The sequence below is a fragment of the Actinopolymorpha alba DSM 45243 genome (genome assembly GCF_000373925.1).
GTDB classification, from domain to species: Bacteria; Actinomycetota; Actinomycetes; order Propionibacteriales; family Actinopolymorphaceae; genus Actinopolymorpha; species Actinopolymorpha alba.
This window is the reverse complement of sequence record NZ_KB892708.1, coordinates 298,216-321,174: the sequence shown is the minus strand read 5'-3', so window position 1 is coordinate 321,174 and position 22,959 is coordinate 298,216. Positions and strand designations below refer to the sequence as shown.

At 69.1% G+C, this 22,959-nt stretch carries 24 protein-coding genes; 8 read left to right on the top strand and 16 right to left on the bottom strand.

Features of this window, described 5'->3' with window-relative positions; translation table 11 throughout:
• The first annotated feature begins 90 nt into the window (after positions 1 to 90).
• Positions 91 to 411, top strand: coding sequence for an ArsR/SmtB family transcription factor (locus B141_RS0103965; protein WP_020573877.1), 321 nt, complete (start codon positions 91 to 93; stop codon positions 409 to 411).
• Positions 412 to 534: 123 nt separating this feature from the next.
• A complete protein-coding gene (locus B141_RS0103960) occupies positions 535 to 1,038 on the top strand; it encodes a GNAT family N-acetyltransferase (protein ID WP_040420394.1) in 504 nt (167 codons plus the stop codon).
• A 1,050-nt stretch (positions 1,039 to 2,088) separates the two neighbouring features.
• Here B141_RS0103960 and B141_RS0103955 read toward each other — a convergent pair.
• From B141_RS0103955 to B141_RS0103945, 3 genes are read right to left on the bottom strand one after another with little or no spacing between them, the layout of a single operon-like run.
• Entirely contained in the window at positions 2,089 to 2,835 is a 747-nt protein-coding gene (locus tag B141_RS0103955; protein WP_026256889.1) for a succinate dehydrogenase/fumarate reductase iron-sulfur subunit, read from the bottom strand.
• A 35-nt stretch (positions 2,836 to 2,870) separates the two neighbouring features.
• The gene (locus tag B141_RS0103950; protein ID WP_020573874.1) at positions 2,871 to 4,817 is read right to left on the bottom strand and encodes a fumarate reductase/succinate dehydrogenase flavoprotein subunit; all 1,947 of its coding nucleotides are present in this window, start codon (positions 4,815 to 4,817) and stop codon (positions 2,871 to 2,873) included.
• Between the two features lies 1 nt (position 4,818).
• The gene (locus B141_RS0103945) at positions 4,819 to 5,523 is read right to left on the bottom strand and encodes a succinate dehydrogenase cytochrome b subunit (protein WP_051113947.1); all 705 of its coding nucleotides are present in this window, start codon (positions 5,521 to 5,523) and stop codon (positions 4,819 to 4,821) included.
• Between the two features lie 84 nt (positions 5,524 to 5,607).
• Between B141_RS0103945 and B141_RS0103940 the strand changes: the two genes are divergently transcribed.
• On the top strand, positions 5,608 to 6,543 hold the full coding sequence (locus B141_RS0103940; RefSeq protein ID WP_020573872.1) for a LysR family transcriptional regulator: 936 nt from the start codon (positions 5,608 to 5,610) through the stop codon (positions 6,541 to 6,543).
• Between the two features lie 35 nt (positions 6,544 to 6,578).
• Here B141_RS0103940 and B141_RS0103935 read toward each other — a convergent pair whose 3' ends face one another.
• Positions 6,579 to 8,141, bottom strand: coding sequence for an MFS transporter (locus B141_RS0103935; protein WP_020573871.1), 1,563 nt, complete (start codon positions 8,139 to 8,141; stop codon positions 6,579 to 6,581).
• Positions 8,142 to 8,213: 72 nt separating this feature from the next.
• Between B141_RS0103935 and B141_RS0103930 the strand changes: the two genes are divergently transcribed.
• Positions 8,214 to 8,810: a TetR/AcrR family transcriptional regulator gene (locus tag B141_RS0103930; protein ID WP_020573870.1), complete on the top strand. Its 597-nt coding sequence runs from the start codon at positions 8,214 to 8,216 to the stop codon at positions 8,808 to 8,810.
• A gap of 189 nt (positions 8,811 to 8,999) precedes the next feature.
• Here the strand turns inward: B141_RS0103930 and B141_RS0103925 are convergent, their stop codons facing one another.
• The 11 genes from B141_RS0103925 to B141_RS0103875 all read right to left on the bottom strand — a co-directional run bounded on the left by B141_RS0103925 (position 9,000) and on the right by B141_RS0103875 (position 17,422).
• Positions 9,000 to 9,923: an RNA polymerase sigma-70 factor gene (locus B141_RS0103925; protein WP_020573869.1), complete on the bottom strand. Its 924-nt coding sequence runs from the start codon at positions 9,921 to 9,923 to the stop codon at positions 9,000 to 9,002.
• Entirely contained in the window at positions 9,920 to 10,069 is a 150-nt protein-coding gene (locus B141_RS48980; protein ID WP_157180779.1) for a hypothetical protein, read from the bottom strand. Before B141_RS48980 ends, B141_RS0103925 begins: the two co-directional genes overlap by 4 nt.
• Before the next feature lie 78 nt (positions 10,070 to 10,147).
• The gene (locus B141_RS0103915; protein WP_020573867.1) at positions 10,148 to 10,915 is read right to left on the bottom strand and encodes an SDR family oxidoreductase; all 768 of its coding nucleotides are present in this window, start codon (positions 10,913 to 10,915) and stop codon (positions 10,148 to 10,150) included.
• A 34-nt stretch (positions 10,916 to 10,949) separates the two neighbouring features.
• Positions 10,950 to 11,369, bottom strand: a complete 420-nt coding sequence (locus B141_RS50540) for a hypothetical protein (protein WP_020573866.1) — start codon at positions 11,367 to 11,369, stop codon at positions 10,950 to 10,952.
• 41 nt (positions 11,370 to 11,410) lie between these two features.
• Positions 11,411 to 12,403, bottom strand: coding sequence for a non-homologous end-joining DNA ligase (ligD, locus tag B141_RS0103905; protein WP_020573865.1), 993 nt, complete (start codon positions 12,401 to 12,403; stop codon positions 11,411 to 11,413).
• A 7-nt stretch (positions 12,404 to 12,410) separates the two neighbouring features.
• Entirely contained in the window at positions 12,411 to 13,580 is a 1,170-nt protein-coding gene (locus tag B141_RS45245) for a TRM11 family SAM-dependent methyltransferase (protein ID WP_085944431.1), read from the bottom strand.
• An 88-nt stretch (positions 13,581 to 13,668) separates the two neighbouring features.
• Entirely contained in the window at positions 13,669 to 14,091 is a 423-nt protein-coding gene (locus B141_RS45240) for a PPOX class F420-dependent oxidoreductase (RefSeq protein ID WP_020573863.1), read from the bottom strand.
• The gene (locus tag B141_RS0103890; RefSeq protein WP_020573862.1) at positions 14,088 to 14,540 is read right to left on the bottom strand and encodes an SgcJ/EcaC family oxidoreductase; all 453 of its coding nucleotides are present in this window, start codon (positions 14,538 to 14,540) and stop codon (positions 14,088 to 14,090) included. The genes B141_RS45240 and B141_RS0103890 overlap by 4 nt, the downstream gene beginning before the upstream one ends.
• A 179-nt stretch (positions 14,541 to 14,719) precedes the next feature.
• The gene (locus B141_RS0103885; RefSeq protein WP_020573861.1) at positions 14,720 to 15,373 is read right to left on the bottom strand and encodes a PadR family transcriptional regulator; all 654 of its coding nucleotides are present in this window, start codon (positions 15,371 to 15,373) and stop codon (positions 14,720 to 14,722) included.
• Between the two features lie 444 nt (positions 15,374 to 15,817).
• Positions 15,818 to 16,258 (bottom strand): Lrp/AsnC family transcriptional regulator, encoded by a 441-nt coding sequence (locus B141_RS0103880; RefSeq protein WP_026256888.1) that lies wholly within the window; start codon positions 16,256 to 16,258, stop codon positions 15,818 to 15,820.
• 33 nt (positions 16,259 to 16,291) lie between these two features.
• Entirely contained in the window at positions 16,292 to 17,422 is a 1,131-nt protein-coding gene (locus B141_RS0103875; RefSeq protein ID WP_020573859.1) for a M24 family metallopeptidase, read from the bottom strand.
• A 106-nt stretch (positions 17,423 to 17,528) separates the two neighbouring features.
• Between B141_RS0103875 and B141_RS0103870 the strand changes: the two genes are divergently transcribed.
• The 3 genes from B141_RS0103870 (at position 17,529) to B141_RS0103860 (ending at position 20,665) form a co-directional block, all read left to right on the top strand.
• Positions 17,529 to 18,485 carry a 5'-3' exonuclease H3TH domain-containing protein gene (locus B141_RS0103870; protein ID WP_020573858.1) on the top strand — a complete coding sequence of 319 codons (957 nt, stop codon included), beginning with the start codon at positions 17,529 to 17,531 and terminating at the stop codon, positions 18,483 to 18,485.
• Positions 18,486 to 18,595: 110 nt separating this feature from the next.
• The gene (locus B141_RS0103865) at positions 18,596 to 20,050 is read left to right on the top strand and encodes a glycerophosphodiester phosphodiesterase family protein (protein ID WP_020573857.1); all 1,455 of its coding nucleotides are present in this window, start codon (positions 18,596 to 18,598) and stop codon (positions 20,048 to 20,050) included.
• 114 nt (positions 20,051 to 20,164) lie between these two features.
• The gene (locus B141_RS0103860; RefSeq protein ID WP_237742608.1) at positions 20,165 to 20,665 is read left to right on the top strand and encodes a YbaK/EbsC family protein; all 501 of its coding nucleotides are present in this window, start codon (positions 20,165 to 20,167) and stop codon (positions 20,663 to 20,665) included.
• Here B141_RS0103860 and B141_RS0103855 read toward each other — a convergent pair.
• Positions 20,634 to 21,650, bottom strand: coding sequence for a nucleotidyltransferase domain-containing protein (locus B141_RS0103855; RefSeq protein ID WP_020573855.1), 1,017 nt, complete (start codon positions 21,648 to 21,650; stop codon positions 20,634 to 20,636). The two genes, B141_RS0103860 and B141_RS0103855, sit on opposite strands and share 32 nt — an antisense overlap.
• Positions 21,651 to 21,775: 125 nt before the next feature.
• Here B141_RS0103855 and B141_RS0103850 point away from each other — a divergent pair, with 125 nt between their 5' ends.
• Positions 21,776 to 22,957 (top strand): winged helix DNA-binding domain-containing protein, encoded by a 1,182-nt coding sequence (locus B141_RS0103850; RefSeq protein ID WP_026256886.1) that lies wholly within the window; start codon positions 21,776 to 21,778, stop codon positions 22,955 to 22,957.
• Positions 22,958 to 22,959 lie beyond the last annotated feature (2 nt).

Sequence of the window (22,959 nt, the reverse complement as noted above, 5' to 3'; positions counted from 1 at the left end):
TGAGCTCACGGGCCCGCCCGCTCACGAGCCTGCCGGCTGACTTCGGCCTCCCGGCTGGCAGTTATATTACCTATCGGTTATATTCAAGGCATGGCGACGACCTTCGACGTTCTGGCCGAGCCGACCCGGCGGCGGATCCTCGACCTACTCCTCGAACGCCCCCGGTCCGTCGGCGAGCTCGTGGACCAGCTCGGACTCAGCCAGCCGGGCACCTCCAAGCATCTCCGGGTGCTGCGCGACAACGGGTTCGTGCGGGTCCGGCAGGATGCCCAGCGGCGGTGGTACGAACTCCGCCCTGAGCCACTGGAGGAGATCGACGCGTGGCTGGCGCCGTACCGCCGGCTGTGGGCGAGCCGCCTCGACGCGCTCGAACGCCACCTCGACTCGATGCCTGATGACGATGCCGGATGACGATCCCGGATCGGGCTGAGCTTCGACGGACGGGTGGGGGCACAAGCTGACCGGCCGTCCGCCCGTGGCTTTCCGGGCTTACCCGTCAGCTCACGCCGACGGCGCCGCTGCCAGGCTACGCAGGTGAGTACACACGTAAGCCTTCATCCCGTGACCCCGGAGACCCGGCCCGTTCTCGAACGCCTGTGGCAGCTCTACCGGCATGACCTGTCGGAGTTTCGCGGGATGATGCCGGATGCGGACGGGACCTTCTCGCTCGGCCGGCTCCCGTCGTTTCTGGAAGACCCGGACCGGCGTGCGTACCTGATGTTCAGCGACTCCAGAGTGGCGGGGTTCGCCTTCGTGCGCGGGGTCAACGGCGAACACCGAGTGGTGGGCGAGTTCTTCGTCGTCCGCGCGGCGCGGCGCCAGCGCGTCGGACACCACGCCGCCCTCGCGCTCTTCCGCCTACACCCTGGCCCGTGGCAGATCCCGTTCCAGGAGGAGAACCCCGCAGCCGCGCACTTCTGGCGCCGGGTGGCGACAGCCGAGGCCGGCGACGCCTGGCACGAGGAAGGCCGTCCCGTGCCAGGCAAACCAGAGCTTCCTCCGGACGTGTGGATCACCCTCGCCGAGGTTGGCCTCTGAGCTTGCCAATTGTCAGAGGTTTCTCGGCTAAAAGACCGAGAAACCTCTGACAATTCGGGGGTCCACCCTGATGCAGGCAGACCGGGACCGCAATACCGAGCGTGCTTCGGGAACCGTCTTTGTCTACGCCTTCTCCGGTGTGGGTACGCGGAATTTCCCGCCATGCAATCGGAAATGTGCCACGTGAGGTAAGCATTTGCCACGTAAGGTCCGGCAGCTGGCGGGCGCGGCTGCCTCGGATGGGCGAGCCCATCTCAGATCGTGAAGACTTTGGGGTGCTATAACCCCCTGAAGTCTTCACGATCTCAGTGGCTTATTCAAAACCTCTGGCGCCGGAGAGGTTGCTGGATCTGAGCGGGAACCGGGCCATGATCAACTTTACAGAAATCGCCCAGGTTTCGCGCGAAGCCTGGGCCGCTTTCCAGAAATGATCTTGGTCGTGCCTCCGCCACGTCGCCTCCCGCTGCTTTCACGATGCCGCGACCTGCCGGCGTAAAGGGTTTCGAATGAGGCTCCCCGAGTTGTCATAGGTTTCTCGGCTAACAGACCGAGAAACCTATGACAAGTCGACCAGACCAAAGGACTTCTCTCATATCGTGGGCAGATCTGAAGGGCCTTGCGTCGAACCTCGACTAGATGCCCAGTTCCCGCGCGAAAGTGGGCATCTACTCAAGGTTCGGTGAGCATGGCTGCCTGGACTGCCACATCGCCGCCGGGTCCCACGTCGACCACCGCTCGGGCCAGGGCACAGCAAGCTGTCGGGCGGGACCGGGTTTTGAATAAGCCTCTCACTGAATACAGCAGCGTCTCGAATGGCGTACACCCTTTGCTGCACCTCACACGGCAAGTTCCCACCTCACGCGGCAAGTTCCCTTGCCTGGTGGGAACATACCCCGCCGCCGCGCACGGCAGGAGGCATACACAATGTGAGACACCACCTGCGGCACGCCCCGAACTTGGCGGAGGAGTTTCGGCAAAGAAGCCGAGGCGCCTCCACCAGGTCGACGCCCGCGTTGGTTCAGCGTGTGCGCCCGCGTACGACAGTCGCCGTCAGCGGCGCCGCTTGGTCGCCGCGCGGAAGAACTCGCGGTTCATGTCCGCGATGCTCTGCAACGGAATCCCCTTCGGGCAGGCAATGGTGCACTCCCCCGAGTTCGTGCAGCCCCCGAACCCCTCCTCGTCCATGGCCGCGACCATGTCGAGCACCCGGCCCTCGCGCTCCGGCGCACCCTGCGGCAGGACGTTGAGGTGGTTGACCTTCGCGCTCGTGAAGAGCATCGCCGAGCCGTTCGGGCAGGCCGCGACGCACGCGCCGCAGCCGATGCACTCCGCGTGCTCGAAGGCGAAGTCGGCGGCTTCCTTGGGTACGGCGGTGGCGTGCGCCTCGGGCGCACTACCTGTCGGTGCCGTGATGTAGCCACCAGCCTGGATCACCCGGTCGAGCGCCGACCGGTCGACGACCAGGTCCTTGACGACCGGGAATGCCGCGGCCCGCCATGGTTCGATGTCGATGGTGTCGCCGTCGGAGAACTGCCGCATGTGCAGCTGGCAGGTGGTCGTCCGCTCGGGTCCGTGCGCCCGGCCGTTGATGACCATCCCGCACGCGCCGCAGATACCCTCGCGACAGTCGTGGTCGAAGGCGACTGGTTCCTCACCGCGCAGGATGAGGTCCTCGTTGAGGACGTCGAGCATCTCCAGGAACGACATGTCCGGGCTGACGCCCTCGATCTGGTACGTCACCATCGAGCCCCCGTCCTCGGGCGAATGCTGGCGCCAGATCCGGAGGGTGAGCTTCATCGTGGACGTGGAGGTCGTCCCGTGGGTGGCGGCTGTCATGCGTAGCTCCGCTGGGTGGGGTGGACGTACTCGAAGTCCAGCGCTTCCTTGTGCAGCACCGGCGCGCTCCCCGAGCCGGTGAACTCCCAGGCCGCGACGTAGGAGAAGTCCTTGTCGTCGCGCACCGCCTCGCCGTCGGCGGCCTGGCTCTCGACGCGGAAGTGGCCACCGCAGGACTCGGAGCGGTGCAGCGCGTCGAGGCACATGAGCTCGGCGAGTTCCAGGTAATCGGAGATCCGGTTGGCCTTCTCCAGCGACTGGTTGAGTTCCGCGCCAGTGCCAGGCACCTTGACCCGGCGCCAGAACTCCTCACGGAGTTCGGGGATGCGGTCGAGGGCCTTGTGTAGACCCGCTTCGCTCCGGGCCATACCGCACTCGTCCCACAGGAGCTCACCAAGCTCGCGGTGGAAGGAGTCCGGCGTACGGTCGCCGTCGATGGCGAGAAGCAGGTTGAGCCGGTCCTCCACGTCGGCGACCGCCTCGGCGACGGCCGGATGGTCGGGCTCGACAGCATCGTGCGACGCGCGGGCGAGATAGTCGTTGAGCGTCGCGGGGAGGACGAAGTAGCCGTCCGCGAGACCCTGCATGAGGGCGCTGGCACCCAACCGGTTGGCGCCGTGGTCGGAGAAGTTGGCCTCACCGATCGCGAAGAGTCCGGGAACGGTGGTGGAGAGGTCGTAGTCGACCCAGAGCCCGCCCATCGTGTAGTGGACCGCGGGGTAGATACGCATCGGCCGCGAGTAGGGGTCCTCGGCGGTGATGCGTTCGTACATCTCGAAGAGGTTGCCGTACTTCTCGGCGACCTTGTCTCGACCCATCCGGGCGATCGCGTCCCCGAAGTCCAGGTAGACGCCCTGACCGCCCGGCCCCACCCCATGCCCGTCGTCGCAGACGACCTTGGCGGCCCGGGAGGCGATGTCGCGCGGGACCAGGTTGCCGAACGACGGGTAGATGCGTTCGAGGTAGTAGTCGCGCTCGGCCTCGGGAATCTGGTCGGGCGACCTGGTGTCAGCCTTCGCCTTCGGGACCCAGATCCGGCCGTCGTTACGCAACGACTCGCTCATCAGGGTGAGCTTGGACTGGTGGTCACCCGAGCGCGGGATGCAGGTGGGGTGGATCTGGGTGAAGCAGGGGTTACCGAAGTACGCACCGCGCCGGTGGGCCCGCCAGATCGCGCTCGCGTTGGAGTTCTTGGCGTTCGTCGACAGGTAGAAGACGTTGCCGTAGCCGCCGGACGCGAGCACGACGGCATCCGCGAGATGGACCGAGATCTGGCCCGTCACGAGGTCACGCGCGACGATGCCGCGAGCCCGCCCGTCCACCACGATCAGGTCGAGCATCTCGGTCCGGGCGTGCATCTCGACGTTGCCCGCCTCGATCTGGCGGGACAGTGCCTGGTAGGCGCCGAGCAGCAGCTGCTGCCCGGTCTGGCCCCGGGCGTAGAAGGTGCGCGAGACCTGGACGCCGCCGAAGGACCGGGTGTCGAGCAGGCCGCCGTACTCCCGGGCGAACGGCACGCCCTGAGCCACGCACTGATCGATGATCTCCACCGACGCCTCAGCAAGCCGGTGGACGTTGGACTCGCGGGCGCGGAAGTCCCCACCCTTCACGGTGTCGTAGAAGAGCCGGTGCACCGAGTCGCCGTCGTTCCGGTAGTTCTTGGCGGCGTTGATGCCGCCCTGCGCGGCGATCGAGTGTGCGCGCCGCGGCGAGTCCTGATAGCAGAACTGCACGACGCGGTAGCCCTGCTCGGCCAGCGTGGCGCCGGCCGACCCGCCCGCGAGACCGGTGCCGACCACGATGACCGTGTGCTTACGGCGGTTGGACGGGTTGACCAGCTTCGCCTCGAACCGGCGCCGGCTCCAGCGCTCAGCGATCGGCCCGTCAGGAGCCTTGGTGTCGGCGATCGGGTCGCCGACGGTGTACGACGTGTAGGTGGTCATGTCAGCTCACCACTCCGATCATGACGGCGACGGGGACGGCGATGAATCCGGCGGTCAGGGCGACGGCCAGAACGTTGGCGGTCACCTTCAGAAGGCGGTCGCGGTCGCGGCTGTTGGCGCCGAGTGTCTGCGCCGCGCTCCAGAACCCATGCCGGATGTGGAAGCCGAGCGCGAGCATCGCGACGATGTAGATCACGTTGACGTACCACACCTGGAAGTCCGCGACGACGTTCTCGTACGGATGGTGCGGCTTGCCCAGCGGGTTCACAGTGAGAGTCGTCAGGTCGAGAATGTGCCAGACGATGAAGAGAGCGAGGATGACGCCGCCCCACCGCATCGTGCGGGTGGCGTAGCTCGCGCGGGCCGGCGGCCGGTGCTGGTACCTGGTGGGCCGGGCGGCGAGATCACGCCGGCTGAGTTGGTACGCCGCGACACCGTGGAGCACCACGCAGGCGATGAGGCCGAACCGCTGCAGCCAGAGGAACCAGCTGGCGTGAAGCACTGGCTCGCCGATGGTGCGTAGCCAGCCTGCGTAGGAGTTGAACTCCTCCGGGCCGAAGAAGACCTTGAGGTTGCCGAGCATGTGGGCCACCAGGAACAACAGCATGAGGACGCCGGTGCCGGCCATGACGGCCTTCTTGCCCACGGTGGATGACCACAGCGTTCGAACGGCGGACGGGCGCGCCGTTCCAGTCGCCAATGCCATGGTTCTCGACCGTAGAGCCCTGAGGGTGAGAGGTCCAAGACATGATCGAGCTGGACTCCATAGGGTGCGGCTATCGTTGAAGCTGTGCAGCTCCAACAGCTCGCGTACTTCGTCGCCGTGGCCGAGACCCGCCACTTCACCCGGGCGGCCGAACGCGTGCATGTCGCCCAACCCTCGCTTTCCCAACAGATCAAGGCATTGGAGCGCGAACTCGGCGCCGACCTGTTCAGCCGCGCGCGGGGCAACATCACCCTCACGGACGCCGGAGAGGCGCTCCTCCCCCTGGCCAAGCGGATCCTCGCCGACACCGACACCGCGCGGCACGAGGTACAGGAACTCGCGCAGCTGCGGCGCGGCCGGGTCCGCCTGGGCGCCACCCCCAGCCTCTGTACCGGCCTCCTGCCGACAGTGCTGCGGGCCTACCACCGGCAGTACCCCGGCATCCGCCTGCTGGTGGAGGAGGGAGGCTCGCGCGATCTGGTACGCGAACTCGCGAGCGGCAGCCTCGACCTGGCGCTGATCATCCTTCCGCTGCAGAGCACCGACCCGGCCCTGGCCACCACTGAACTCCTGCACGAGGACCTGGTCGTCGTCTCGGCGGCGAGCGAGCCGGCACCGGTGGCGTCGCCGCGGATCCGGATCGAGGACCTACGTGACCTTCCGCTGGTGATGTTCCGCCGCGGCTACGACCTGCGGGAGTTCACGGTCGGAGAGTGCCGGGCGGCCGGCTTCGAACCCACCCTCGCCGTGGAAGGCGGGGAGATGGACGCGGTCCTGGGGTTCGTCGAGGCCGGGCTCGGCGTCGCCGTACTCCCCACCATGGTCGCTGACCGTCGGGACTCCGTACGGGTGACGCCGTTCGCGGGGCCCGGCCTGCACCGCACCATCGGGCTCGCGCACCGCAAGGACGTCGAACCACCGCGGGCCGCGCGGGAGCTGCGCCGGATCCTGCTGGACTATCTCGGGCACGCCGCCGAGACCGGATCACTCCCGCCGGGTACCCGGCCCGCGCGGGCTTAGAGGTCGCGCGACCTCTAAGCGCCTACGCGCGCCAGTTACTCGTGCCGTGCGGTGGTCACGGGCTCGGAAGGGACGTCCTGGTCCGACTCGGGACGCAGGTGGCGCAGCATGATCGTGGCGACGACGGCCGCGGCCACCATGATCGCGGAACCGATCGCCGTAGTCAGCTGCAGTCCGTCGACGAACGCCTCGCGGGCCGCTCGCAGCAATGCCTCACCCACCCGCTCGGGCAGGCCACGGGCCACCTCGGCGGCTCCACCGAGCGTCTCCCGAGCGGCGTTCAAGGCCTCCGCTGGCAGCGATGCCGGCACCGCCGCACCGACGTTCGCGCGGTACGCCGCGACGCCGACGCTGCCGAGGACCGCGATGCCCAGCGCGCCGCCGAACTCCGCACCCGTCTCCGACAGCGCTGACGCCGCACCCGCTCGCTCCGGTGGCGCGGCGGCCACCACCAGGTCGGTGACCAGGGTCGCGACGGCGCCGACGCCGGCGGCCATCGCCGCGCCGCCCGCGAGAATGACCGCCAGGCTGGAGTCGACCTCGAGCTGGGTGAGCATCGCGAAACCGAGCGCCGCCACGAGCAGGCCGGCCCCGATGACGTACGCCGGACGTATCCGTCGCGTCGCCACGGTCGCGAACGCCACCCCGATCGGCATCCCCAGGAAGGACGGAAGCGACCACAGGGCAGCGGTGAGCGGCCGCATGCCGAGCACCAGTTGGAGGTACTGCGAGCTGTAGAGGCTCAGACCCGCGAGCGCGAACATCGTCAGCGCGTTGGTGGCGATCGACGCGCTGAAGGTCCGGTCACGGAACAACCGCACGTCGAGAACCGGATCGGCCAGCCCTTTCTGCCGGCGTACGAACACCACACCGACCACCAGCCCACCGACGAGCGCCAGGACAGCCATTGGTCCGAGGCCGTCCTCGGCGAGCTTCTTGATGCCGTAGATGACCGGTAGCACGAAGGCCAGCGAGAGCAGCGCGCCGAGGAGGTCGAACCGGCTGGACCCGCTGTCGCGGAACTCCGGCAGCAGCGCGCGGCCCGCGACCAGCAGCAGCACCATGATCGGCACGTTGAGCAGGAACACCGACCCCCACCAGAAGTGCTCCAGGAGCAGACCGCCGACGATCGGGCCGAGCATCGCTCCCCCGGCGAACCCGGCCGTCCAGATCCCGATCGCCGAGCGGCGCTGCGCGGAGTCGTGGAAGAGGTTGCGGATCAGCGCCAGCGTGGAGGGCGCCAGCGTCGCGCCGGCGACACCCAGCAGTGCGCGGGAGGCGATGAGCATGCCCGCACTCGTGGAGTACGCCGCGAGGATCGACGCGAGCCCGAAGGTCGCCGCTCCGGCGAGCAGGAGCCGCCGCCGGCCGATCCGGTCGCCGAGGGACCCCATCGTGATCAGCATGCCGGCCAGGAGGAAGCCGTAGATGTCCATGATCCACAGCAGTTGCGTGCCGCTCGGCGCGAGATCCGCGCTGAGGAACGGCAGCGCGAAGAACAGCACGGACAGGTCCATCGAGACCAGCAGGCAGGGCAGAACGAGCACGGCGAGCCCGATCCACTCCTTCCAGCCGGCCTTCGTCGCAGCGTCAGTCATGCGGCAACTATACAAACGTCTTATACGTACGTATAGAACGGGCGTATAGATGTTGGGGGTAGCATCGGCCCTGTGGGACATCGGGAGGCACTGCTCGTCGGCGCCAAGAAGTGCCTGTTCGAGCGCGGCTACGCGCGTACCACCGCCCGCGACATCGTCGCGGCATCCGGCACCAACCTGGCGTCGATCGGCTACCACTTCGGTTCGAAGGAAGCGCTCCTCACCGCCGCGCTGATCGACGCGTACGGCGAGTGGGATGACGAACTCGTCCGGGTCGCGCAGGAAATCGCCCCCACCGGCGCCACCGGGCTCGAGCAGATCGAGGCACTCTGGGCCTGGATGATCGACGCATTCGACCGGCTTCGCCCGTTGATGGTCGCCAACATCGAGGCGTTCGCCCAGGCACAGCACTCCGAGGAACTCCGCGAGCTCCTCGCCAGCTACTACCAACGAATGCGGGAGAGATACGTCGCGGAGTCGGGGAAGTTCATCGGATCCAGCGATCTGAGCACCCAGGCGATCGCGTCGTTCCACATCGCTCTGTTCGACGGCGTGATCCTGCAATGGTTGATCGACCCGGAGAACGCACCGTCCGCCCGTGACCTCATAGGCGCGCTGCACGCACTCGTCGAGATCGCAAACTCCTCTGAGAACAAGCCGGTCAACTAGGAAGTCGCTGCACCGAGTTGGTTCGCTGTAGGCGATGAGACCTGTTCAGAACTCCCTGCGAGTTCCAGGTCCCCTTCGTTGGGGAGCCAAATGATCACGTATACGTGGTCATTACCTGCCTCGCATGGTGTCGATGCCATGCAAGGCATGCAATGACCACGTATACGTGATCATTTTTGGCAACACGGCTCAATCTGTGGGCCGGCGAGCCTGGTTCGCCTCGCGGAGGGCCGCCCAGGCATCCGCCACGGGACCCATGTGCCCGAGCTTGTCGGGGTTGTTCACCGTACGGATCGTCTGGATCTGCCCGTCGAGGATGTCGAGCGCCCAGGTGTTGAGGACCTTGCCGTCCCGGTCGCGGAAGATCGCGCCTGGCTGGCCGTTTATCTGGTGCGGCTCCACCTTCGCTCCGATCCGGGCGAACAGCGGAACCAGCGCGGCGAGCACCCGGGCCACGTTCTCGGCACCGATGAAGCGGTCGGCCCATTGCGGGGCCTTGCCGCCACCGTCGCCGACCATCTGGACGTCGGCCGCGAGGAACTCCCGCAGCCCGTCGACGTCCCCGTCCCGGAAGGCGTCGAGGAATCGCCCGGCGAGCTCGTCGCGCTCTTTGCGATCGGTTTCGAACCGGGGCCGGCCCGCGTCCAGGTGACGGCGCGCCCGCACGACGAGCTGGCGGCAGGCGGCCTCCGATCGCCCTACGGCCGACGCGATCTCGGGGTACTCGAATCCGAACACCTCTCGTAGTACGAAGACCGCGCGTTCGAGCGGGCTGAGCCGCTCGAGCAGCAGCAGGGCCGCCATCGACAGCGAGTCGGCCAGCTCCGCCGACCGCTCGGGGTCCTGGTATGGGTCGGTCAGCAGCGGCTCGGGGAACCACGGCCCGACGTACTCCTCCCGCCGGGCACGGGCCGAGCGCAGCACGTCGATCGAGATCCGGGTCACCACGGCCGACAGGAACGCTTTGGCCGAGGCGGGTGGTGTCGGGGCGGCCTCATAACGCAGCCAGGTCTCCTGCACCGCGTCCTCGGCCTCGCTCACACTGCCCAGGAGCCGGTAGGCGATCGAGAACAGCAGCGGCCGTAGTTCCTGGAACTCCTCGACCCGGGTCACGCCAGCTCCTCCCGGAAGCCCTGCCGCCAAGAGGGGTGGCGCAGCTGCCAGCCGAGCCCCGTCGCCCGCAACTGGTGAGCCTGCGGCACAAGCCGCCGGCCCAACACCCCGGTCCCGCCTGCGACGAACACCCGCATGACCATCACCGTCCTGATCAGAGCCTGTCTGTGACACCCGAGACAAGACGCCCCGGCCCATCTGTGACATGTGGTCAGGGACCACCCTCACCAGGGCACCGGGCCCTCCTCGCTGAAGAACCCGGCGGTCGGCCCGTCAGCGCCGAGGGTGGCCAGACTCACCAGGACGGCGGCGCCCTGCGCTGGGGTGAGGAACCCGGTGTGGTTGTTGCTGTCGGTATCGACGTAGCCGGGAGCGACCGCATTGACGAGGATGCCGTCCTTCCGCAGCTCATTGGCATACTGCACGGTCAACGCGGTGAGCGCGCTCTTGGACGGCGAGTACGCCGCCGACGGCAGGAGCAAAGCGAAGGGGCCCTCCGGGTCGCTGGCGAGGGTAAGCGACGCGGCGTGCGAGCTGACGTTGACGATGCGCGGTGCCGGTGACCGCCGCAGCAGCGGCAGCATGGCGTTGGTCACCGCGATAACCCCGAAGACGTTGGTCTCGAACACCGCCCGGACCATGTCCAGATCGACGGTGCTGGGGATCTGGTCGTAGGCGTCTTGGGGTGACACCTGCCCGGAACCGCTGATGCCGGCGTTGTTGATCAGCACGTCGAGGTGGCCGAAGCGCGCCTCGATCTGTTTGGCGGCCTCCCGGACGGTGGCCTGGTCGGTGACGTCCAGGGTGACCGCGTGCGCGTCGCCGCCTGCCGCGCGCAGCTCCGCAGCGGCCTCCTCGCCGCGCCGCGGGTCTCTGGCCCCGATCAGGACCGTCGTGCCCAGCGCAGCGAGCTGCTCGGCAGCCGCACGGCCGATCCCCTTGTTCGCCCCGGTAACCAGCGCGATCTTCTGGTGTGTGGTCTGCTCGCTCATGACCGGCCCCTTGCTATGGGAGTGTGCGTTCCTCTCAGAACCCTTTCTTCGAGACCCGAGACGAGACAACAGCCCGGCCACCTGTGACATGCCGACAGAGGATCTCCACGTCGCTGCCGGGCGGAAGACTCCCGTCGTCGCGGGCCCGCGGCGCATCAGACTCGATCGCCTTCCGGATGGCCCGCGCGATGACCGAGGGATCGGACGCCTTGCTGGCCTGATTGAGCGCCGTCTCCGCTCGCGCTGCCATCGCCACGGCGATCTGCTGGTACGCCTCGCGCCCGGAGGTCTCCCGCAACTTCCGTGGCGTGTCGTCCTCGAACTGGTTGTGCGCCCGATCGATCGGCACATCCTCGACAGCGCCGTGGAGCCCGATCCCGGCGTTGTTCACGAGTACGTCGATCCTCCGCTGCTCCTCGAGGACGGTGCGAACGACCCGCTCGAGGTCGGACATGACCGTCCATGCGGCGCGATCGAGCCCCTCCTGTGCGCCCGCTACGGCTCGCGGACGACGTCGCGGGGATCCTTGTCAGCACGCAGGCCTCGCCAGGACGGGTGCCACAACCGGCCGTCCCGCGTCCACAGGGCGAAGGCCACCTCGCCGACCAGCACCGGCTCGACCCAGCGCGCGTCCCGGGCGTCAGCGGTGGGCACGGGTTCGTCGAAGGGTGAGGTCGCACGCGCGAGCGGCGCGAGTTCTGCGGCCAGGGCCGCGAGGGTCTCCTGGGTGAAGCCGGTGCCCACCCGGCCGGCGTACATCAGGCGACCCCGCTCGTGGACGCCGCACAGCAATGACCCGAAGGTGCCCGCGCGCGAACCCTCACCGATCCGCCACCCACCGATCACGACCTCCTGCGTACGCAGATGCTTGACCTTGATCCAGGCGGGGCTGCGGCGTCCTGGTTCGTACCTCGAGTCCAGCCGCTTCGCGACCACACCCTCCAGCTGTTGCCGGGCGCTGGTGTCCAGGGCATCCGCCCCCATTCCGGGGAAGGTGGGCGGGGTCTGCCAGTTCGGTCCGGCCAGGCCGAGCGCGCTGAGGGTCTCCCTGCGAGCGGCGTACGGCTGGTCCAGCAACGGCATGCCGTCCAGATACAGGAGGTCGAACAGCAGGTACGCCACCGGCCGCAAGCTTGCCTTGACACCGGCACCACCCCGGCCGCGGCCTGGCAGCCCATGCATCCGGGACTGGAGTGCCTCGAAACTCGGTCGGCCCTGCTCGTCGAAGGCCACCACCTCGCCGTCGAGCACGCAGTCGCGGCCGTCCAGGACGTCGGCGAGCCCGGACAGCTCCGGATAGGTCGACGTGAAGTCCCGCCCGGACCGTCCTCGCAGAGCCAGGCGCCCACCCGCGGCGTACGCGATCGCACGTACGCCGTCCCACTTCATCTCGAACGCCCACCGCTGCTCATCAGCCGGGCGCGGCATCGCACCCGGAGTCGCCAGCATCGGAGCGATGTACGGAAGCCCCAGGACCTCGTCGGGCATACCCCGATCATCGCCGTTCGTAGACCCAGATCGCCGTGCTGGCGCCGAGCAACCGGAGCGGGTGCCGGTCACGCAGCCGCAGCCCGGCAGGGATGGCGGCCTTCGGGATGTCGGGGACCAGAAGGACGACCTTTCCGGCCGTCCGTGTCACCCGGGCCATCTCGGACAGGACGTCGGCAAGCCACGCTCCCGGCTCGCCCTGCACGCCGTATTGCCGGCCGAACGGCAGGTTGGACACGCAGGCGTCGACCGACGCGTCATCGAGATCGAGCTCCCGGGCGTCGCCCTGGTGCACGCTGGCCACGGACGCGTTCCGCCGGCTGGCCGACACCGCGCTCGGATCGATGTCGCGGCCCTCGACGCCCCACCCCGATGCCTTGGCCTCCGCGAGGATGGTGCCGGAGCCGCAGCAGGGATCGAGCAGCATGCCGGCGGATGTCGAGCCTCTCCCCCGCACCGGGCGGGTCGCCCGGGCCGCTGGGTCACGGGCCAGCGCCACCATTGCCGCGGCCACCGTCGGCCGCAGGGCGCCCGGGCGTTCGGATCTCCGGCCGCCATGTTGGCGCATCGCCGCGGTCGTGAGTCGGAGGCCGGCGACGAACCGGCCGCGGGCATACTCCAACGCCCACAGCTCCAGCTGCGCCGGGTCGGTGGTACGCCAGGACGGCTCCGCGGCCGCCACCCCACCGGAAAGGGCGCGGCGGAGTTCGGTGCGGTTCCAGGCGCGTTCCTGGAGAACCCTCGCCACCACGCGGTAGGTCGGCGGCCCCTCCCGACGCCCGCGCCGGGGTTGACCGGCGCCGCTCTGCCGGCGCCAGAGGTTGACTGCGCTCGTGAGGCGGGCCGGCCGCAGGAGCCGGCGCGCGATCCACGGCGGTCGGTCCCCCTCGGTCCGCAGCGTGCGGCCGAGTTCGACGAACACATCCTCGACACTGCGGAGCTCGAGCAGGGCCCGCTCGCGGCCCGGGTCGACCTCGCACAGCAGGACGTCCGCGCGACCGTCGTTGCCGGTGTCAGTGACATGGATGCCCGGCAGGTCCGCGAGCTCGCGCCTGACCAGGGTGGCGAGGCCCGGGACCGCGAGCACGAACATCCGGCTCGTGGACCCGGCCCCCGACGCTTGCTCCGACCTCCGTGCGGAGGACCGCCGCGACCGCACCGCCGACCGATCTGTCATAGGCCGGCCAGCCTAGCGATCCGGTCCGGCGCCCCGAGCCCGCGACCCACCCTGCCTCGGCGGCGTTCTCCCGGCGGACCGCGACTGGTCAGCCCATCCGGTCAGGATCGTCGTCGCCGGACCGGCTCGCGCCCTGGACCGGTCGCAGCTCGTACCGCACGGGTGTGTCGCGGTAGAAGAGCCGGTACACGAGAACCCAGAACCTCGCCTGGAACGACGAGACGTCCACGTCGTCCAGCCGATGAACGACGCACTCGACCGCCTCCCCGGTGACCCGCCCGCGCCGGTTGCAGGGAGCCACCGTGGCGCGCGGATCACGTGCCAGCCGCCGTACCTTCCACGTCCTTGACCGGGTGGTGAAGTAGGCCCGGTCCCCGGTCACCTGGATGCCGACCGGGGTGCCGACCCCCGCGCCGTCGCGGCGGTACGTCGTGAGGAGCGCGACCCGCGACGTACGGAGAGGCTCGAGGGCGGGATCAGCGTGCCCGGTCGCGGTTGGTCGGACGGTCATCGCTGCACCCCCGTCCCCGCTGGGGCGCTGCCGGCGAGAACCGGCGGAGTTGTCCGGCGGGTGTTCTGGAACGACGCGAACCGCCAGCCGCCGGCCTCCCGGACCGCGGTGAGCGTCATGATCGAGTCACGTTCAGGGTCAGGTGCGTCGGCACCGGCGAGCGTCGTACCACCGGTCGTCACCACCACGGCCACGTCGGGACGGAGGAGCCTGACGGAGGAGTTGGACTGGCTCTGGGTGCCGCCGCTGAGGCGAGATCCCCTGAGCGGTCCTTCGAACAACGGCCGGTGGATCTCCTCGATGGCCGTCCGGCCGTGGAGGTGGGCGCCGAAGAAGGTGATGTAGTCAGCGTCCTGCGTGAACAGCTCCGCGAACGCGCGCGCGTCGCCCGCATTCCAGGCCGCCACGAGGCGCTGCAGTAGGGCGTGGATCGCACTCTCGTCGGACATCTGCGACTCCAGTTCTTTCGGAACGGAAGGGATGGACGACCCCGCGACGGGGGTCCACTCCGCGAGCCGCAGCCTGGCTATCGTTACTGGCGTAGGTCCTGGACGGCCGGCTGCGTGCGAACGCGGAGTCGTTCGGGTCGGGCTCGGCCGGGTGTTGGCGCACCCGGCCGAGGCCTTTGTCAGGTGTCGGTCGATCGACCTCCCGGCGGCGTGGACTCTCGCGTCAGGTAGGCGTGAACGGCACCGAGGTCCTCGCCGCTGAGGGTCGCTGACCAGCGCAGCTTCCCCGCGCGTATCTCGTCCAGCAGGCTGCGGACCCAGGCGAGCTCGGCCGCCTTCACGGCGCTCTCGTACTCCAACTCCAGAACGAGGAGACGGGGAAGGCCGCCTTCGATCTGGCTCGAGGCCACACCGTCCAGGGACGCGATCGCGCCTTCGAGGCTCGCGGCGCGGGTGGCGAGGCAGCGTTCGACATCGCCCGGCGGAAGGCACCCCATCAGCGAGATCGCGGCGGCGAAGGTCGCGCCGTCGACGCCTGAATCTTCGAGCAGGCGGCGCAGTCGTCCGGCCAGGTCGGCTCGGCCGTCCGCGGTGATCTCGTAGACGGTGCGTTCCGGTCGCCGCCCCTCGCGGTGGGTCTCGACGGGGACGATCAGCTCGTCCCGGGCCAGGCGGTCAACCGCGTGGTAGAGGCTGCGGGGCAGGCCCGTGATGTAGTCCTTGTGCGTGTCGACGATGAACCGGTGGAGCTCGTAGGGGTGCCGCGGCCCCTGCACGAGAAGAGCGAGCACGGTCAGGCCGACCAGGTCTTCCTGCTTACGCCGGCGCGCCATGGTTCCGCTCCTCCCTCAGATTCGTGCATCGTTCTTTATTGCACGGTGCACTATAGCGGCAAGCAGGCCTCCTCCGCGACAAGGACCCGACTGAGTCCAGAATCTGGATGCCCTTGCTGTACGCAGTGAGGGCTTATTCAAAACTCCTGGTCGCCGCACAGTGGCGTGAGGATCCAAATGATCACGTATACGTGATCATTTGGGGCCCCAACCAAGGGGACCTGGAACTCGCATGGAGTTTTGAATGGCCTCATCTGCGATGGACTGCCCATCACGAGGCTGCCGGTGGGTTCACCAGGCTCCTGCGCGTGGTGAACCCACCACGGGCTTGGTGAGGTAACGCCGCCCGCGACCAGTTGTCACCGTGCAAGGCGAAACCCCAAGTTGTCATAGGTTTCTCGGCTAAGAGACCGAGAAACCTATGACAACTCGACCAGCGGCGCCCTAGACCGCGGGCGGGCGTTGTTCGTAGGGCGTCGACAGCACGATGATCGTGCGGGTCGAGACATTGGCCTTGGCCCGGATCCGCGCGAGCAATTCCTCGAGCGCGCCAGGGCTTGCCACCCGGACCTTGAGCAGGTAATTCTCGTCGCCCGCGACCGAGTGGCAGTCTTCGATCTCGGGAACGTCGATCAACAGGTCTGGCGAGTCGTCGGGCTGGCTCGGGTCGATCGGCTTGATCGACACGAAGGCTGTCAACGGCAGGTTGAGGGCTTCGTAGTCGACCACCGCGGCGTAGCCCTTGATGATCCCGCGCTGCTCCAGCCGGCGGACCCGCTGGTGCACAGCCGAGGTTGACAGACCCGTCATCTTGCCCAGGTCTGTGTAGGACATCCGGCCGTTGGTGGCGAGCAGCCGGACGATCTGTCGGTCGATCTGCTCCACGCCGGTCACCGTACCGCCTCAGTGCCTCGGCGGTCAGCCATCGACGACCACGAGATCACGCGGTCGGACGTTCAGCGACTCGACGCCGTCCTCGGTCACCACGACGATGTCCTCGATCCGGGCACCGTGGCGGCCCTCGAAGTAGATGCCGGGCTCGATCGAGAACGCCATGCCGGGCTCGAGCGGGAGGGTGTTGCCGGTGACGATGTAGGGATCCTCGTGGCTCTCCATCCCGATCCCGTGGCCGGTGCGATGGATGAACGCCTCGCCGTAGCCGGCGTCGCTGATGATCTGGCGGGCCACCGCGTCGACGGACTCGGCGGTGACCCCGGGCCGGACGTGCGCGGTGGCCGCCGCCTGGGCGCGCTGGAGTACGTCGTAGTAGCGCCGGATCTCGTCGTCAGGCTCGCCTCCCACGACGTAGGTGCGGGTCTCGTCAGAGCAGTAACCCGCCTCGGTGGTGCCGCCGATGTCCACAACGACCGGCTCGCCCCGCTGGATCACCCGATCGGAGACCTCGTGGTGTGGGGAGGCGCTGTTGGGGCCGGAGCCGACGATCACGAAGTCGACCTGGACGTGCCCCTCGGCGAGGATCGCGTCATAGATGTCGCGGCCGACCTCGCGTTCGGTGCGGCCCGGGCGTAGCCACTCTCCGATCCGCGCGTGCACGCGGTCGATGGCGGCCCCCGCCTCCCCCAGGGCCTCGACTTCGGCGGTGGTCTTGCGCATCCGCAGCTCCCGCAGGATCTCGCCGGCGAGGGTCTGCTCCACGCTGGGAAGCGCCGCACGGAAGGCGAGCACCTTCTCCGCCCACATGTGGTTGTCAAGCGCCGCTTGGCGTACGCCACCGGGCAGCAACGTGCCGACCAGTGCGTAGGCGTCATCCGTCTCCTGCCAGGGCACGATCTCCAGCCCGAGCGCGTCGGCCCCGGCCGCCTCGGCGGCGGTCCGTTCCAGGGCCGGCACCACCAGCGCGGGAGAACCCTCCACCGGAAGGACGAGACAGGTGAGCCGCTCGAGCGGCTTCGCGTCGTAACCGGTGAGATAGCGCAGGTCCGGCCCAGGCGAGACGAGCAGAACGTCAACCCCAGCGGATGCCGCGACGGCGCGGGCGCGGGCGAGCCGGTCGATCAGGTCAGTGGCAGGTGGCGAGAAGGACGTCACCCCGCTCACTCTAGAGCGTCCGCGCCCGGGCCGGCCCGCCGAGCGACGCCTCCGCCGCGCGGGGCCGGAACCACACAGTGGGGGTGGTCCGTGCCACCATCGGACGGTGACCGATCGTGCCGAGGCTGCCGCGCCCTCTGACCGGCTGATGCTGCTCGATACCGCTTCGCTGTATTTCCGCGCGTTCTTCGGCGTTCCCGACTCCGTACGCGCTCCGGACGGCGCGCCCGTCAACGCCGTACGCGGCCTGCTCGACTTCATCACCCGGCTGGTCAGCACCCATGCGCCCAGCCACCTCGTGGCCTGTTGGGACGACGACTGGCGCCCAGAGTGGCGGGTGAAGTTGATCCCGACCTACAAGTCGCACCGGGTCGCGGAAGCGGTGGCCAAAGGTCCCGACGTCGAGGAGGCGCCGGACGCCCTCGAGGCGCAGGTCCCGGTCATCCGCGAGGTGTTGCGGGCGCTCGGGATCGCCGTCGTGGGCGCACCCGCGTGCGAGGCCGACGACGTGATCGGCACGCTCACTGCCCGGGCGACCATGCCGGTGGACGTCGTGACCGGTGACCGCGACCTCTTCCAGCTCGTTGACGACGCGCGGTCGATCCAGGTGCTCTACACCGCGCGCGGTGTCGGCAACCTCGACGTGGTTGACGAGGCGTGGGTCGAGAAGAAGTACTCCATTCCAGGCCGTCTTTACGCCACCTTCGCCGTCCTGCGAGGTGACCCGTCCGACGGCCTGCCTGGGGTGCCCGGCGTCGGCGACAAGACCGCCGCCGCACTCGTCCGCACGTACGGCGACCTCGAGGGCATCGTGGCCGCCGCGGCCGACGACTCCAGCGCTCTCGCGCCAGGCTTGCGCCTTAAGATCCGGCAGGCGATCGACTACCTCCCGGCGGCCCGTGAGGTGGTCATCGTCTCCCCCGACGCGGAGCTGCCCGAGGTCGACGCCATGCTTCCCCGCAAGCCGGTCGATCCGGGGGCGTGGGATCAGCTGGTCGAGCGTTGGGGTCTGGGTTCGTCCGCCGAACGCGTGGTGGCCGCCCTCGCGGCGCGTCCGTCGTAGCCCCGCCGCGCGCGGGGACGAAGTGCGGAGAGCGGGCGGCGCTCGCTGTTCGGGGCCAGTTCACGACAGTGTGCGCGTAGGTTCAGCGACCAGTCCTAGCGTCGCGGAACATGATCACAACACGTGGGTTCAAGTCCCGCCTCCGTGGCCGCGTCCTCGCCGGCGCCGCGGCCACCGGTCTCGCTCTCGCCGGCACGCTGACGCCTGTCCTGGGGTCCAGCCCGGCAGCGGGTGACACCAACACCGTCGTCGTGTCCGAGGACTTCTCCGGCTCGACCCTTCCCTCCGGATGGAACGCCGTTCTGGGCGAGTGGAAGGTCGAGAAGGGCCGGTTGTACGGCACCTCGGTCAACTCCGGGCAGCTCAGCCGGATCACGTTCGGCCGGCACCTCACGAACTTCAGGTTCGAGGTGACGGCCCGCTTCGAGTCCGTCCAGGACGCCGCCCGCTGGACCGCGCTGGGTCTGGACGTCGCTGCCGACGGCTCCACGCCGTGGTCCATCGCGACGATGCGTTCGGGCACCACGGCGCCCAACGGCCTGGAGTTCGCCCAGCGCACCACCGCGAACACCTGGAACGTCACCGACACCGCTCCGGCACCCAAAACCGCCGGCACGGGCAAGGACGTCCGCATCGCCGCCGAGGTGCGCGGCAACCAGGCGCGGTGGTTCTTCAACGGCACCGAGGTCATGCGTACCACCCGCGTCCAGCGCTCACTTGAAGGAGGCCAGGCCCTGCTGGTCAACGGATCCACGGTCTCGTTCGACAACCTGAAGATCACCGAACTGCCGTCGCCGGCCTACATCCGAGCCCGCGGCGACGCCATGACGGTGATCGCCCACCGCGGCGCGTCCTCGGCAGCACCGGAGAACACCCTCGCCTCCGACGAGGTCGCCAGGCGGGCCGGGGCTGACTGGATCGAGAACGACGTCCAACCCACCAAGGACGGCGTGCCCGTCGTCCTGCACGACACGACGGTGAACCGGACCACCAACGGGTCCGGCAGGATCCGGGACCTCACCAGCACCGAGGTGGCCGACCTGGACGCGGGCTCGTGGTTCGCTCCGATGTACGCCGGCCAGCGCGTCCCGACCCTCGCCGCCCAACTGGCGGACCTGCGCACCCGCGGCGGCAAGCTGCTGCTCGAGATCAAGGGCGCGCACACCCGCGAGCAGGTGGCGACGATCATCCAGACGGTCCGCGACCAGGACATGGCCGATCGGGTGTTCGTGCAGAGCTTCGAGGTCGACCATCTGAGGTACGTCCGTGAGCTCGCACCCGAACTCCCGCTCGGTCTGCTGCGGAGCACCCTGGACACCGACCCCGTGGCGATTGCGAAGGACCTCAAGCTGACGTCGTACAACCCTTCCGAGGCGGCGCTGATGACCCGCCCCGACATCGTCAAGGACCTCCACGCCGCCGGCATTGCCGTGATGGTCTGGACGGTGGACAGCCCGGCCAGCTGGCAGCGGCTGGAGGCGGCCGGCATCGACGGGATCATCACGAACCGCCCGGCCGAGCTCCTCGGCTGGAACGCCGCGTACCTCCAGACACGCGAGGACTGAGCGTCGGACCCCGCGGGGTGGCGGCTCACGCCACGTTGGCGGAGGACTGTCGGCAAAGAAGCCGAGAGACCTCCGCCAACTCCCCAAAGTCAGCTCCCGCTAAGTTGGCGGGTCATGAGTCAAGAGTCCGAGATGGGCGCCGCCACCAACCTGCCGGAGGCCCCCCGCCGGGTCGCCGCCGTACTCCACGACCTCGGCGCGGAGGGCACGGTCCAGCGGTTCACCACAGAGGTGCCGACGGCGGCCGCGGCGGCTGCCGTGCTCGGGTGCGAGGTGGGCGCGATCGCCAACAGCCTGGTGTTCGCGGCGGGTGACGAACCCCTCCTGGTCCTCACCTCCGGCGCGCACCGGGTCGATACCGCGCACCTGGCCAGGCTGCTGGAGGTCCCGAAGATCAAGCGGGCCAGCCCGGAGTTCGTTCTGGCTGCCACCGGTCAGCACGTTGGCGGGGTCGCGCCGGTCGGGCATCCCGCACCGATCCGGACTCTGGTCGACGTGTGGCTCGGCAAGTACGACGTGGTGTGGGCCGGTGCCGGTGACCACCTGAGCATGTTCCCGACCACGTTCGAGGAACTCCTCCGCCTCACCCACGGCCAGCCGGTCGAGGTGGCCTAGCCGGCTCACCGGTGACCTCGGCGTACACCTCGTCCAGGTCGGCCAGGTGCTCATCGAGGGCAGGATCAGGGGAACCCGTCCACGGTCCGGCGAGGTCCGGACGGTGGCGAGCGACGTGGACCGCGAACGCCGCGATCTGGTCGCGAGCGTTCGCCTGCCGGCTGACCTGCTCGCCGACCGCGAGCCGGGCAGACCAGCACAGGTCGATCCGCTCCCGCAGCCATCGGGGTGCGAGAGCCTCGCGGCGGGCGCACTCGTCCGCGTGCGCCCCAGCGAGGACGGCGATGCGCTCCGCCAGTGGGCTCCCGCCGTGGGTCTCGGCCATCCGCTCGAACCGCGTCCACTCCCGACCCATCGAGCCCAGGCGTTCGCCCCATCCCTCCAGAACGACATGGCGCAGTGCCCGAGCCGCCTCACGCAGGAAGTAGGTCGCCTCGTCGAGGCGCTCCGCGGCCCGGGCCTCGTACGCGCGATCGCGGGCCCCCGCCGCTGACTCCCGCCACCAGGCGAGGCGCGCCTCGACCACTGTGGGATCGAAGCGGTTCGCCCCGATCCAGTCGAGGAAGCCGCGGGTGAGTTCGTCGTCGGGATCCGCGGGGCTTCCGCCGTAGGCCTTGTCCATGCCGTGGAACCAGCGTTTGTCCGCCCTCAGGCGTTCCACGGCGAAGTCCGGGCCAGCGGAGGTCGCTGCCTTCGCCTCCTCGACCGTGAACGCAAGCCAGCCGAGGTCCAGCGCCTGTGGCCGTCCACTGGCCGTCCACCAGCCGACAAGCTCTGCCTGTCGGCGTTCGACCTGGGCCGCAACCTCCTCCGACGCGACCGTGTAGATCGGGAGGAGGTCGATGTCGGACATCGGCCACGCCTCGCCACGTCCGAGGCTGCCGCCCACGATCAAGCCGTGAACGCCGGGTACCGCGCTGAGCGTTCGTACGGCCTCTGCCAGGCGTTCCCGCTGCAGCTCGCGCCAGTGGTCAGACGGCACCATCCGCGCCTCCCCGTTGCCGTGGACGGACAAGCCTGCACCGCGACGACCCGGTCGAGCAAGGGTGCGCCGATGATCTGGGCACGGCAGGCCAGGCTTTGTCCGTGGCCCCTGGCATCATCCTCGGCATGCTGAGGATGGACGTTGCGGAGCGTCGCCGACGGCTGGGTAGCCGCCACGGGCTCCACCCGAGCGCCCAGGCGAGCGATCCCCTCGAAGCGGCCCGCCGGGTCGTCGCCCTGCACGCGACCGATCCCGCGTCGGTGTTCCTCGCCGTCCGGGCACGAAGCCCACGGGCCACGCCGGCGAGCGTCGAGGACGCGTTGTACGACCGGCGGGACCTCGTCCGGATGCTCGGCATGCGCCGCACCGTCTTCGTCGTACCCACCGACCTGATGCGGGTGATCGGCGCGTCCACGATGCGCCGGGTGGCGGACACACAGCGCCGGCATCTTTTGAAGCAGCTTCGCGAGGCCGGCGTGGCGGACAACACCGAGGGCTGGCTCGCCGAGGTCGAATGCGCCGTGCTGGCGGCTCTCACCAAGCGCGGCGGCACGGCCATCGCGACCGAGCTCGCCGCTGACGAGCCGCGGCTGCGCACCTCCCTCCTGATGGCCGAAGGTAAGCCGTACGAAGCGCGTCAAAACATCACCAGCCGCGTTCTACTCCTGCTCGGCGCGGAGGGCCACATCGTGCGCGGCCGACCGACCGGATCGTGGCTGTCACAGCGGTACCAATGGACCCTTGCCGAGCTGTGGAGCTCCGACGCCCAGGAGCCGACGTCGCCGCGCGCGGCCCGCGCCGAGCTGGCCAGGCAGTGGCTGGCGGCCTTCGGTCCCGCTCCGGTCGCCGACCTGCGGTGGTGGACCGGCTGGTCCGCCACCGAGGTCAAGCAGGCGGTCGGCGACCTCCACGTGACTGAGGTGGATCTCGGCGACACGGTGGGCATCGTGCTGACTGACGACCTCGAGCGGACGCCTGCCACAGCCGAGCCATGGGTCGCGTTCCTACCCGCCCTCGATCCCACCGTGATGGGCTGGTCGGACCGTGGATGGTTCCTCGGCGACCACGAGAAGGCGCTCTTCGACCGAAACGGCAACGCCGGGCCCACCGTGTGGCTGGGCGGCCGCATCGTCGGCGGTTGGGCGCAGCGGCCCGACGGCGAGGTCGCGGTGAAGCTGCTGGAGGACATCGGCTCCGACCACCTGTCGCTGGTCACGGCTGAAGCCGCCAGGCTCACGGAGTGGCTCGGAGACGCCCGGATCATCCCGCGGTTCCGCACCCCGACCGAGCGCGAGCTGTCCGCTTAGAG